The following is a 13,268-nucleotide window of genomic DNA, read 5'->3' as shown; positions in this document are numbered from 1 at the left end:
ACCTTGCTATCGGCAGCCAATTCTGCCGGGGTATTGGCCCGTTGGTTATGGTAATAATGAATAATGGCCGGTATAGTGAGTTTAGCCAGTGCATTGTTATCGATCACAAATTCGGCAGAATTATAAGGGGCATTAGCTATGCTGATGGTTATCTTGTACCTGCCCCTTGTTTGGATGGATGAGAAATCTGCAGTATAATAAAACTTACCGGGCGTCCAGTCGTCAACCTGCATTGGTCCGCTTAGCACACCGGTAAATACGTTTTGGTTGGTAACGGTATTCACCAAATTAAAAACACTTTTATGCGTCAGCTTTTCATCTAAGCCAATCACGGCAATTTTAGATGAGTTACTATCGAAAGCAACCTGGTTAACAAATATTTCGGGCGAAGCCTGGCTGTTTAAGCCTGACAAGACACCTATCACTATGAGTATGTATTTTAATATTTTCATTGCCGGATAAAAGATGAAATGTAATTATTTTTTTCAGGAGAGATATAATTTACAGTTAAAACACCCGCTAAAAGTTTGATGCATGGTATGCTATAATAAGTATATTTGAATTCATAACCAATTACCTGAATACCCCGTCAATAGGGTATCATAAACTTAATGAAATCAATATTGCATTTGCCTCCATTATGAAGGTGACAAATAATGATATGCCCGAAGATTTGCTGGGGAAGTATCTTACCGGCGAAGCCACGCCCCATGAGCGCTTCCGGGCAGAAAAATGGATCAATACCAATGATGCCAACCGGCAACACTATGCCCAATTTAAACGCATAAGGGCAGCACATCAGTTGCGCGATACTAACCACATTGCGCATAACGAAGAAGCCTGGCAGCGGCTGCAAAACCTTATCAATAAAAACCATGGAGCGCATATCGATAAGCCTGTTTATAAGTTTAAAGCACGCTGGATTCAATTATTGGTATCGGTAGCTTTAATTGGACTTATGGGGTACATAATTCGCACGAGGTTGTACAGCAACCAGATGGTGACCATTGCCAGTGGCCCAGATGTAATAACAGAAACCCTTCCCGATGGAACCATAGTTATACTTAATGCCAATTCGAAACTTACTTTCCCGGCTCGCTTTACAAGTAATAAGCGTACGGTTACCTTAACAGGCGAAGCCTGCTTTAAAATTATACCATATGAAAATACCCCCCTGGGCATTAACACAAAAGGAACAATTATAACTGCAACCGGGGCAACTGTTAACGTAAAGGCCAACAATGGCAAAACCGAAATAACCCTAAATAACGGGCAGGTTAAAGTAAGTGCACATGGCCGGGAAATATTATTAAACCACGGCGAAAGACTGATAAGCGACGAAAGACATACCGGGCTCATTAAAACACCCAATAACGCTAACACCCCTGCATGGTGGCTTGGCACATATTAACTATTTAGCCACTGATTTTGAAATAGTTGTGAGAATTTATTTTGAAATATTTTTATAATATAATAAATATATCCTACATTGTGTCGACCTAACACAAAGATTAGCGTTTTTAACCAATTACAACCATTATGAAACCAATTAAAGTACTGTGTATGGCGCTGTTGCTGCCGGCAATGCTTAGTGCACAGAAAAAACCAGTAACCAAAGTCCCTCAGTTAGGTAAAAGCCCGCTTAAAGATGTAGTAGCCGCCATGACCTTAGCAGAAAAGGTAAGGCTAATTGTTGGCATGGGCTTTAATATAGAGGGTATCCCTCCGGGCATGCTGCCACCAATGGACCCTGCCGATAATATTGCCGAAAAGGTAGTAGGTGCGGCAGGCCGCTCTCATGCCATACCGCGTTTGGGTATCCCAACGCTCACCCTGTCTGATGGGCCTGCAGGTGTACGTATTAACCCAATAAGGCATAAAGACAGTACTAAAACATATTATGCAACCGCTTTTCCGGTAGGTACACTCCTGGCATCATCATGGGATACCGCGCTGGTAAAACGTGTAGGCGTGGCCTTCGGCCACGAAGTATTGGAGTATGGTATCGATATCCTTTTGGCGCCGGGGATGAACATCCAGCGGAATCCTTTGGGTGGCCGTAACTTCGAGTACTACTCTGAAGATCCTATCATCGCCGGTAACATGGCTGCCAGTTTTGTAAAAGGCATCCAGAGCAATGGCGTGGGTACTTCTATCAAACACTTTGCAGCCAATAATGCCGAATTTAACCGCATGAACCTGAACACCTTTATAAGCGAACGCGCCCTGCGCGAAATTTACCTGAAAGGATTTGAAATTGCTGTTAAAAAAGCGCAACCATGGACGGTGATGTCGTCATACAACCTTATCAATGGTACTTATACTTCAGAAAGTAAGGATCTATTAACAACCGTACTGCGTAATGAGTGGGGCTTTAAAGGCTATGTAATGACCGACTGGTTTGGCGGTAAAAATGCCGTTGCGCAAATGAATGCCGGCAATGACCAGTTAATGCCCGGTACAACAATACAAACCAAAGAGATTTTAGAAGGCGTAAAAAGCGGCAAAATTTCGATGGCGCAATTGGATAAAAACGTAACGAATATCTTAAATATCATCCTAAAGTCGCCAACGTTTAAAGGCTATAAATACAATGACAAACCAGACTTAAAGGCCGACGCACGTGTGAGCCGCATGGCTGCTACCGAAGGTATGGTATTGCTGAAAAACGATGATAACGTATTACCTTTAAACAGCACTAAAAGTGTAGCCCTGTTTGGCAATACATCGTACGACCTGATTGCCGGTGGTACAGGTAGCGGTGATGTGAATAAAGCTTATGTAATTTCTATAGATAAGGGTTTTGCTAATGCCGGCTATAAGGTTGATGCATCGTTATCAGGCGCTTATAAAGCCTATATTACCGACCAAAAAGCAAAACGCCCAAAACCGAAAATGATGTTTTTAGCGCCCGAACCAATTGGTGAGATGCCGCTTAGCGCTGATTTACTGAAAGAACAAGCTAACAAATCTGATATTGGTATAATTACTATCGGCCGTTTGGCTGGTGAAGGCGGCGACCGTAAAGAGGCTGACGACTTTAACCTGACTGCGGTTGAGCAAGCCATGATTAGCGACGTTAGCAAAGCATTTCATGATAATGGCAAAAAAGTACTGGTTGTACTAAATATTGGTGGCCCTATTGAAACTGCCAGCTGGCGCGATAAGGTAGATGGCATCCTTTTAGCCTGGGATCCAGGATTGGAAGGTGGTAACGCCATTGCCGATGTTATGAGCGGCAAGGTAAATCCATCAGGTAAATTGGCAGCAACATTCCCGATGGCTTATGCTGATGTACCGAACGCTAAAACCTTCCCGGGTAAAGAATTGCCGGGCGCAAAATCTGCTAACCCGCTAATGGGCAACCCTGCCGAGGTTACTTATGATGATGGTATTTATGTAGGCTACCGTTATTTTAACACCTTTAACGTTAAGCCCGCTTACGAGTTTGGCTACGGCTTATCGTACACTAAATTCGATTACAGTAATTTTAAACTGAGCAGCAAAACGTTTGCCGGTAAAATAACCGCATCTGTTTTAATTACCAACAAAGGCAAAACTGCGGGTAAAGAAGTGGTTGAGCTATATTTGAGCGCACCATCTAAAATGCTGAACAAACCGGAGAGCGAACTGAAAGGCTTTTTTAAAACCAATTTACTAAAACCGGGCGAAGCCCAGCTGGTAACCTTTGTATTAACTGGCTACGACCTGGCTTCGTTTAACACAGCTACAGAAACATGGGTGGCAGAAAGTGGCGATTATAAAGTAAAGGTAGGCTCGTCATCACTGGATATTAAAAAATCTGAAAAGTTTAAACTGGATAAAAACATCAATGTTTTAAAAGTGCATAAAGCACTTGCCCCAGCTTCTGAAATAAAAGAGCTGGCTAAATAATATTAAAGACTAACTAATCTAACGTTTCCAAACTAAGCGGCCTTCGTAACTGGGGCCGCTTTTTATTTGTCTTATAAATAAATTAATTTCAATTATCCCCGTCATAATTTATAATTTGCAATACTATAACACCAAAATTAAACTCTCACAGCTAATTATTTATGAAGAAACTAACAGCTTTTGTTCTTATTAGTGGCTTTGCGCTATCGTCCTTCGGCCAGGGCGCAAAAAAAATAGCCATTATCCCCGAGCCGGTAGAAATTACCGAAACTGCCGGCACCTTTACCTTGTCCAACTCTGTTATCATTACAGGCACCAGCAAGGCCGGTGTAGTGCCGGTAGCCAATTATCTTAAAAAGAAATTAACCACCGCTACAAGCGTTACCATTACCGAAAAAGCCAATACCGCGGTTTATACCATTAAGCTTTTATTAAATAGCACACCGGAGACTGTAATTGGCAAAGAAGGCTACCATTTAACAGTATCGGCCAAAGGGATTTTAATTAGCGCCAATGAGCCTGTCGGTTTATTTTATGGCGTACAAACGCTGCTGCAATTATTCCCTAAAGAAATTGAGAGTGCTACAGTTGTTGCAAAAACATGGACATTACCCTATGTTAAAATAACCGATTACCCGCGTTTTGAATGGCGCGGATTAATGTTTGATGTAGCCCGCCATTTCTTTACCAAAGAAGATGTTAAGCAGTATATTGATAACATGGTGCGCTATAAATTTAACCTGTTGCACCTGCATTTAACAGATGACGAAGGCTGGCGCATTCAGATTAAAAGTTTGCCTAAACTGACAGAAATAGGAGCTTATAATGTTAAAAAGGTAGGCTATTTCGGCACTTTTGCCCCACCCACACCAGACGAGCCACGTAACTATGGCGGTTTTTACACTCAGGATGATATTCGTGAACTGGTTAAATACGCACAGGAACGTTTTGTAAATATTTTGCCCGAGATAGATGTACCCGGCCATAGCCTGGCAGCTGTTTCGGCCTACCCCGAACTGTCTTGCACGCCCGGTGCAGAAAACTACCACGTACGTTCTGGCGAAGTAATTATGGACTGGAGCGTTAGGCCGCCAAAGGCCCTGGTTGATAATACCCTGTGCCCGGCTAACGAAAAAGTTTATGAATTTTTAGATAAGGTACTAACAGAGGTTGCGCCACTGTTTCCATTTCCCTACATCCATATGGGGGGCGATGAATGCCCTAAAAACTTTTGGGAGCAAAGCGATGCCATTAAGGCTTTAATGGTAAAAGAAAACCTGAAAACCATGGAAGAGGTGCAAAGCTATTTTGAGAAACGATTGGAAAAGATTGTAGAATCAAAAGGCAAGAAATTTATGGGTTGGGACGAGATTTTGGAAGGTGGCCTTGCCCCGGATGCCGCAGTAATGAGCTGGCGTGGAATGAAGGGAGGTGCAGATGCGGCCAAAATGCATCATGATGTAGTGATGAGCCCAACTGATTTTGCTTATCTTGATTACATGCAGGGTGATGTAGCCATTGAACCGCGTATTTACGCAACCTTGCGCCTGTCAAAAGCATATGCTTTCGAACCGGTGCCAGACAGTGTTGACGATAAGTATATTAAAGGCGGGCAAGCTAACTTATGGACAGAGCAGGTGTATAACATGCGCCATGCCGAATACATGACCTGGCCTCGTGGTTTTGCTATTTCAGAAAGTTTATGGTCGCCCAAGGCCAGGAAAAACTGGAATGATTTTGTTGGCCGTGTAGAAACTCATTTCGACCGCTTTAAGGTAGCAGATATTAAATATGCGCCAAGCGTTTACGACCCCATATTTACAGCCAGCCAAACAGCAGATAAAAAGGTGCAGGTATTTATGAGCACAGAAATGCAAGGGTTAGATATTTATTACACGTTCGACAATTCTTTCCCGGATAACCATTACCCAAAATACACCAGCCCGGTTTTAATACCCGAGGACGCATTTCAATTAAAGGTGATCACTTACCGTGGTAACGAGCCAATTGGCCGGATGATTACCATACCGGTTACCGATTTAAATAAAAGAGCTGGTAAAAAATAGCCAGCATCTCTTTTTCAAATATTAGTCCCACTGATCTGTATTGATTGGTGGGACTTTTTTATGTTTGTAAATGGATTTACACGAGGATATGGTTGATTTAAAATTGATAAGAACAGATTCTCACAACCCTGGTTTTGCAAAACTGATTAAGGATTTGGATGCAAACCTGCACAGCCGCAACGGCGACCAACAGGCATTTTTCAACCAGTTTAACAAGGTAGACCAGATTAAACATGTGGTGGTTGCCTACCTCAATAATGCAGCTGCGGGTTGTGGTGCTATAAAACACTATGATGCCGAAGCAACAGAAGTAAAGCGCATGTTTGTAGCGGCCGAAAGCAGGGGTAAAGGTATTGCAGGGAAAGTTTTAACCGAATTGGAAAACTGGGCCAAAGAATTAGGCTACACCCATACCATATTAGAAACCAGTACAGCACAAAACGAAACTATTAGCCTTTACAACAAAAAAGGCTACACTGTTACAGAAAATTATGGCCAGTATGCAGGTATTGAAAATAGTATCTGTTTTAAGAAAGAGCTATCGTAAAACTATGCAAGGCTGACAGCCGGGCTCTGTTGTGCGTCAAGCAGGTTTTCTATCTTGTCAATCAGTTGCTGCATATCAAAGGGCTTGGTCATAAAATCATCTGCGCCGGCATGGCGTGCAGAGGCGTCGATATCATTACTAGCCGAAATCATTAGTACGGGTATGTTGCGTGTATGCTCGTTCCCTTTCAATTGGCGGCAAATATCGCGGCCATCTACGCCAGACATCCATATATCCAATAAAAACAGATCGGGTAATTCCTCGCCGGATAATTTAAGGGCGTCTCTGCCATCGTAAGTAGAACTTACATCGTAGCCATAAAAGTTGAGCATCATCTCAACTGCATCTACAATCCCGGGGTCATCGTCTGCTATTAAAATTTTCTTAAGCATGTTTTTAAAGGTCAAACAAACATATAAAAAAATAACAAATATTTGCAACTTAACTAATGGTAAACTAGGAAGATACGAAAATTGACCATTATTGCGTAAAATTTACACAATAGCAATTATTTATTGCTTAATGGGCAAAGAGAAACAGAAGGTTGAACCCTTTCCCTGTACCGAGTTTACCCAAATGCGGCCGCCTTCGCGCTTAATAATTTCTGAAGAAATGTATAAACCAAGCCCAAGCCCCGGGAAAGTGTGCTGCTTATCGCCGCTTACACGGTAAAATTGCTCAAATACTTTGTCTGTTTTATCATGGCTAATACCTATGCCAAAATCCTTTACACACACCATCACTTCATTGTCAACAATTTCGGCCTGTACGATAATTTGATCGGCATCGGGCGAATATTTAATGGCATTGGTAATCAAGTTAGTAAGTACCTGGCTTATGCGATCTTTATCTGCATATACCTGGCCTATAGGGTTTAACTCGGTAATAATCTGGTGCTTTTCTGTGGTGCGCTGCAGGTCTTCTATCATGTCCTGCATCAGTTGGTTAAAATCAAACCAGCTATCGTTAAACTGCAACCGGCCCGATTGTATTTTGGTTACATCCAGCAAATCGCCAATTAGACTGGTCAGCCGGTCTATCTGGTTGTTCATTTTTACAACCATGTTAGCCTTGCGGTCATCCCCTGTTTTGCGGAACATGGCTTCTAATACCTGGGCATAAGCTTTAATACTGGTTACCGGCGTTTTAAGTTCGTGGCTGGCAATCCCTATAAAATCGTCCTTTTGGTTTTGTAATTGCTTTTGCTCGGTTATATCTACACAAGCACCAATATAGCCCGAGAAATTGCCGGCATCATTGTATTGCGGGTTTCCCGTGCAAACTATCCAACGCAATGTGCCATCTAGATGCCTGATGCGGAACTGGCTCTCATGGTATCTACGGTCTTTATAATCTGCCAAAAATTTAGTGGCAGCCTGCTCAACATCTTCTTTCAATACAGCGTTTAACCAGCCCTCGCCAATATGGCTTTCTGCCGGGTAGCCGGTCCAGTCTATCCAAATCTGGTTTACATAGGTGATCTGTGCATTTTCGTCAGACATCCATAGGGCCGTTGGCGATGCCTGGGTAATTCCCCTAAACAATTGCTCGCTATCGGCCAGTGCCTTACGGGCGGCAATATCCGGCCGCAGATCTCTGAACAATGAAGCCCTGCCCAATAATTCGCCGGTAACAGGTTCGCGCAGCAATAAAGATATCGCCTGGCCCGGAATAGCTTCTCCGGTTATAAAATGTTTGTATGTAATCTCACCCTCCCATTTATCATCACTTAACAAAACGGGATTAATCTCATCTGTTAATTTTTCTATTTCAGAGGGCATTACATATTCAGAATTATGTCGCTGCGCCTCTTCCAGGCTACTAAAACCCATTAAGTCGAGCCCCGTTTTGTTAACATAGGTAACATAGCCGTCCTGGGTGGATAAGCTTATAAAATCGTTACTGTTTTCCATTAGCCATAACAAGCGTTGCTGCTCTTCACGGGCTTCAACATCGGTTGTTATATCCTGGCAAATACCCATTAACACAATTGGCTTACCATCCGGATCAAAAAGATAAGATCCCAACGTTTTTATCCAGTGTACAGAACCATCTGCCCACTTAAAACGCACCTCGTAACTCAGCTTTCCGGTATTAAAAGCTTCATCAAAGGCCTCCTGCCGTTTTGCAACATCATTTGGATGTACAAACTTTACCAAATCGGCATGTTTCAGCCCGGTTAAATCTTCGCCGGTTAAAATTTTAACTAAGGTTGGTGAGTATATGGTTTCATTATTAACAAGGTCGATAAAATAGGTACCGGCACCGGCTGCTTCTGCAGCTAGCCGGGTTAATTGTTCGGCCGATTTTGCTTTTTCATCAGCGGTTATTTGCTCGGTGATATCCTGCGCAATACCAGCAAAACGGGTAGCTTTATTATCATTTGTAAAATAAGCACGGCCTTTGCAATGTACCCATCGGGTTTTGTTGTCGTCGCTTATAGTGCGAAATTTAATATCGTAAGGTTTTCTAAGTACGGCATCATAAGCTTCATGTACAGCAATATCAACGCGTTTTCGGTCTAGCGGATGGATACATCTTAATACATCATTGTAGTAAACCTGTTCATCTTTAGTAAACCCAAAAAGCTCTTTACAGCGGCTATCCCACCAAACTTTACTATTTGCCACATCCATGTCCCAGTTGCCTATACCGGCTGCGTCCAGGGTAAATTTGGTGCGCTGGTCTGCTTTATCTATGCGTTCTTTCGATAAAACGGCTTCAGTTAAGTCTTTCGCTGTGTTTAATACTCCCCAAACAGAGCCGCCAGCATGCTTTAACGGCGTATAAGTAAAATCAAAATAATGAAGTTTAAGCTGGCCATCAATCAGCAGGTATACGCGTTCCTGTTTAGCTTCGTAAGGGATGCCTGTTGTAAAAACCTGGTCCAGTAGTTCATAAAAACCCTGCCCTTCAATTTCTGGTAATGCTTCACGAAATGTTTTACCAACAACCGTCTCTGTTTTACCCCAGGTTTTGTGGATAGCTTTGTTAGCCACGCGAATCCGCATCTCTCGCCCCACATACAAACCAATCGGGTCGGGCGCTTCCTGTATTAAAGCACGTAGAATATCTATTTCGTCCTGATTAATGTCTGGGGCAATGTTCATTTTATGGCTGAGAAAAAATTTTTGTTGCTAAAGATACATTTTGAACCTTTTGTTTTAAAATTCAATCTTATATCCTGTATGTTTAAATAATTATTTGCAAGGCATCTCCAATACTAATATTACCCGTTCCGCTGTGCAGCAGGTTTTGGCCGAAAAAGATCTTGTTATTCTGCGCACGGTAACCGGCCAGTATTTTCATAGGCTCCACATTTTTGGTCGCATGTTGCTGGTCTATGGTAATCATTACACAACGGGCACAACGTTTTACACCGTAAAAGTTTATCTCATTAATACGGATGTGCGGCATCACATCTTCTGCATAGGGTTCGCCACCGGTAAAAACAATATTTGGTCTGAAACGGTCCATCCTGATTTGATTCTGAAGCCGGGTGTTCAGCTCATCCAGGGAGGCCTGCCCGATAAGCAGAAACGGATACCCATCGGCAAAAGATGTGATCTCTTTTTGGTGGGCATATCTTGGGTCAACCTCACGACGCGAAACCTCTGCCATGTAAATAAGCCGGGCATTTATGCCAAGTATCCGGGTAAACCATTTATCAGCTTCAGCACTTACCAGCGTACCCTCGCAGCTATCATCCCAAACGGTTGCTTTTACAACTATATTGGTTTCGGGCTCAAAAGGGACCAGGATAAATGATTCATTGCTTTTGTCTGTTACCCGTAATCCATCGCTTTCAATAGTCATCTGCAGGAGTGCCATACGGGCAAATTCACGCTGCGATATAAAGCGGTTATTATCATCAACAAGCATCCAGCGGCGGTCGTGCTTCAATCCACGGTCTGTTACTTCGGCGGTAGTAAGCGCAATACCGCCCAACGACTTAATTGGATAGATAAATAACTGGCTAATTTGTAACATGGTATTGCTAAAATAAGTAATTGATATGAACCGGAATTATTTTGAGCATGTAATTGTACACAATAACAATCATTTTGACAGTTATTCCCTTTTTTTATTAGCTTAGAGCACGCTACTGCTAAGGTGCGGATACCAGATTATAAATATTTACCAATAATTCATGAGAGCGAAACCTTTATTTGCTGTTTTACTATTTGTATGCACAGGTGCTGTGGCACAAAAAACTTACCAGCTACAATCGCCAGACGGCCGCTTGTCGGCCACTATTAATGTTGGCAAAACTATTACATGGTCTGTTAAGGATGGTTACACCGAGGTAATTACTCCATCAACCATTGGCATGGAACTGGCCGGCGGCGAAGTGCTGGGCCAAAATGTATCGGTTAAAAAAGCCGAGACCTCCAAGGCTGATGAGATGATTAAAACGCCATTTTATAAAAAAACCAACGTAAATAACCATTACAACCAAATTACACTTTCTTTTAAAGGAGATTATGGGGTAATATTCCGCGCTTATGATGATGGTCTTGCTTACCGTTTTGTAAGCGAACGCAAAGGCGAAATCACGATAAATAATGAGCAGGCACAGTTTAATTTTAAAAACGATGATACCGCTTACCTGCCTTTTGTAAACGACTATCGCAATAAAGATAAATTTACAACTTCATTTGAGGCCCTGTATAGCAAATTGCAGCTTTCTGCCATCCCTAAAGATAGCCTGGCCATTTTACCGTTATTAGTTGATTTGGGCAATCAGCAAAAGGCGGCCATTTTAGAGGCTGATATAGAAGATTACCCGGGTATGTACCTTGCAGCCGGCGATAAAGGCAGTAACGGACTAACCGGTACTTTTGCTAAATACCCAACCGTAGAAGCTAATGGCGGCCACCATAACATTAATTATGTGGTAAACGGCCGTGCCGATTATATTGCTAAAATAACCGGCCCAAAAATGTTTCCGTGGCGTATTGTAATTATTAGCAACAGCGATAAAGAGTTGCTGGATAATGACATGATGCAAAAAATTGCAGCACCATCGCGCGTGGCAGATATAAGCTGGATTAAGCCCGGCAAAGTGGCCTGGGACTGGTGGAACAACTGGAATATTAGCCACGTTAACTTTAAAGCAGGCATTAACAATGATACCTATAAATACTATATAGATTTTGCTGCTGCCAACAAACTGGAGTATGTAGTTATTGACGAAGGCTGGAGCGACGATGTTGACCTGACCAAAATCTCGCCGGCTATTAACCTTAAAGAACTGATAGATTATGGCAAGCAAAAAAATGTAGGCGTAATTTTATGGGCCAGCTGGTTTGCAATTACCCGCGACCTGGAAGGCATTTTAACAAAATATGAGCAAATGGGTGTTAAAGGTTTTAAAATTGATTTTATAGACCGCGACGACCAGAAGATGACCAAATCACTCTATGCCATTGCCGATGCCGCGGCAAAGCACCACATGATGGTTGATTACCATGGTATGTACAAACCATCTGGCATACAGCATACCTATCCTAACCTTATTAATTTTGAAGGTGTTAAGGGTATGGAAAATGTAAAATGGGGCGTTAAAGACCATCCGGTATACGATGTAAGCATCCCTTTTATCCGCATGCTGGCCGGGCCAATGGATTATACGCCGGGTGCTATGCGTAATGCCAATAAAGCAAACTGGCGTGCTGTTAATGATAACCCCATGAGCCAGGGCACACGCTGCCACCAACTGGCTATGTACACCATATTTGAAGCCCCTTTACAAATGCTGGCCGATAACCCAACCAGCTATATGAAAGAACAGGAAAGCACCGATTTCATAGCAGCCGTACCTACCACGTTTGATGAAACCGTTGCCCTTGATGGAAGCGTTGGTAATTATGTGGCTATTGCCCGCCGTAAAGGTACAACCTGGTTTGCAGGCGCTATGACCAGCTGGGATGCCCGCAGCATTTCAATTGATCTTTCTTTTCTTGGCGATGGCAAATACCGCGCTGTGATATTTGAGGATGGTATTAATGCCGATAATGATGCTACAGATTATAAAAAATCGACCGTTACAGTTAACGCAAAAGACAAGCTGAATATTAAGATGGCACCCGGTGGAGGCTGGTCAGCGCGTTTTGAAAAGATTTAACGAGCGAGCGAATAAGTATATAACAAAAAAAGAGTCTGACATTTAATGCAGACTCTTTTTGTTTTCATAGATAGGATATATGTAGATCAGGCTGCTTTTCTTGCACCCTGGTTGTTGATAGCGGCAATTAATTGCATCGTGCGGTATGTTTCTAAATCAGCTTGTAATATTTTTTTTAATTCAATATCTAGTGCTTTTAACATCAGGTCTGTTTTGTTGATAGTTTTCATAGCCGTTGTTTTTTAAGTTAGTTGTATTAGGTTAAATACGATAATGATGCCAAACTTTTACAATATTCCAATTAAGGCAAAATCGCGGTTTTCCCCGCGAATCTCTTATAAATCTGTATATAAAAAAATACAGCCTTAATTTTCTCTGACCAAAATATTGAATATAAATGACTTTAAAGTCATTTTAGCGCTCGTATATAATTGGTGTGTTTTTTAATGCCTGCGCTACAGCCATTACGTTAGCAGCTACAGCTTTCGCTGTTTCGATAGACCAGTCTTTGCGGAAATCTGTTTTCAGGTAAGCTGTGCCCGGTCCGGGGCCATTGTTCCAATAGGTGTAGCATTGCGGTGCTATGGTAAAACCAATATCCATTAAACCGCCGGCCATTTCACTTACTACGTGG

General features: G+C 42.4%; 10 protein-coding genes and 1 pseudogene. 5 read left to right on the top strand and 6 right to left on the bottom strand.

Annotation, left to right across the window (positions count from 1 at the left end):
- Positions 1 to 452 (bottom strand): cellulase N-terminal Ig-like domain-containing protein (locus RG47T_RS26525; protein WP_216351145.1); only part of this gene is annotated, 452 nt, incomplete at its 3' end.
- 188 nt (positions 453 to 640) lie between these two features.
- Between RG47T_RS26525 and RG47T_RS23385 the strand changes: the two genes are divergently transcribed.
- The 4 genes from RG47T_RS23385 to RG47T_RS23370 all read left to right on the top strand — a co-directional run bounded on the left by RG47T_RS23385 (position 641) and on the right by RG47T_RS23370 (position 6,507).
- Positions 641 to 1,411, top strand: a complete 771-nt coding sequence (locus tag RG47T_RS23385) for a FecR family protein (RefSeq protein WP_074492299.1) — start codon at positions 641 to 643, stop codon at positions 1,409 to 1,411.
- A gap of 128 nt (positions 1,412 to 1,539) precedes the next feature.
- A complete protein-coding gene (locus RG47T_RS23380) occupies positions 1,540 to 3,894 on the top strand; it encodes a glycoside hydrolase family 3 C-terminal domain-containing protein (RefSeq protein ID WP_074492297.1) in 2,355 nt (784 codons plus the stop codon).
- Between the two features lie 161 nt (positions 3,895 to 4,055).
- On the top strand, positions 4,056 to 5,960 hold the full coding sequence (locus RG47T_RS23375; RefSeq protein WP_074492295.1) for a beta-N-acetylhexosaminidase: 1,905 nt from the start codon (positions 4,056 to 4,058) through the stop codon (positions 5,958 to 5,960).
- A gap of 70 nt (positions 5,961 to 6,030) precedes the next feature.
- Positions 6,031 to 6,507, top strand: a complete 477-nt coding sequence (locus tag RG47T_RS23370; protein ID WP_245770798.1) for a GNAT family N-acetyltransferase — start codon at positions 6,031 to 6,033, stop codon at positions 6,505 to 6,507.
- A gap of 2 nt (positions 6,508 to 6,509) precedes the next feature.
- On the opposite strand, the gene RG47T_RS23365 is transcribed toward RG47T_RS23370, so the two are convergent.
- The 3 genes from RG47T_RS23365 to RG47T_RS23355 all read right to left on the bottom strand — a co-directional run bounded on the left by RG47T_RS23365 (position 6,510) and on the right by RG47T_RS23355 (position 10,497).
- On the bottom strand, positions 6,510 to 6,899 hold the full coding sequence (locus RG47T_RS23365) for a response regulator transcription factor (RefSeq protein WP_074492292.1): 390 nt from the start codon (positions 6,897 to 6,899) through the stop codon (positions 6,510 to 6,512).
- Between the two features lie 120 nt (positions 6,900 to 7,019).
- The gene (locus RG47T_RS23360) at positions 7,020 to 9,617 is read right to left on the bottom strand and encodes a PAS domain-containing sensor histidine kinase (RefSeq protein ID WP_074492290.1); all 2,598 of its coding nucleotides are present in this window, start codon (positions 9,615 to 9,617) and stop codon (positions 7,020 to 7,022) included.
- Between the two features lie 82 nt (positions 9,618 to 9,699).
- A complete protein-coding gene (locus tag RG47T_RS23355; RefSeq protein WP_074492288.1) occupies positions 9,700 to 10,497 on the bottom strand; it encodes an MOSC domain-containing protein in 798 nt (265 codons plus the stop codon).
- A gap of 160 nt (positions 10,498 to 10,657) precedes the next feature.
- Here RG47T_RS23355 and RG47T_RS23350 point away from each other — a divergent pair, with 160 nt between their 5' ends.
- On the top strand, positions 10,658 to 12,634 hold the full coding sequence (locus tag RG47T_RS23350) for a retaining alpha-galactosidase (RefSeq protein WP_074492286.1): 1,977 nt from the start codon (positions 10,658 to 10,660) through the stop codon (positions 12,632 to 12,634).
- Positions 12,635 to 12,720: 86 nt separating this feature from the next.
- Here RG47T_RS23350 and RG47T_RS26235 read toward each other — a convergent pair whose 3' ends face one another.
- Together RG47T_RS26235 and RG47T_RS26520 are read right to left on the bottom strand one after the other, a co-directional pair.
- Positions 12,721 to 12,864 (bottom strand): hypothetical protein, encoded by a 144-nt coding sequence (locus tag RG47T_RS26235; protein ID WP_171972591.1) that lies wholly within the window; start codon positions 12,862 to 12,864, stop codon positions 12,721 to 12,723.
- A 184-nt stretch (positions 12,865 to 13,048) separates the two neighbouring features.
- A pseudogene (locus RG47T_RS26520) lies at positions 13,049 to 13,268 on the bottom strand (hypothetical protein); the annotation flags it as partial.

This window comes from Mucilaginibacter polytrichastri (genome assembly GCF_001911425.1).
In the GTDB taxonomy this organism is placed as follows: Bacteria; Bacteroidota; Bacteroidia; order Sphingobacteriales; family Sphingobacteriaceae; genus Mucilaginibacter; species Mucilaginibacter polytrichastri.
The sequence above is the reverse complement of the archived record's forward strand: the minus strand, read 5'-3'. Positions and strand labels throughout refer to the sequence as shown.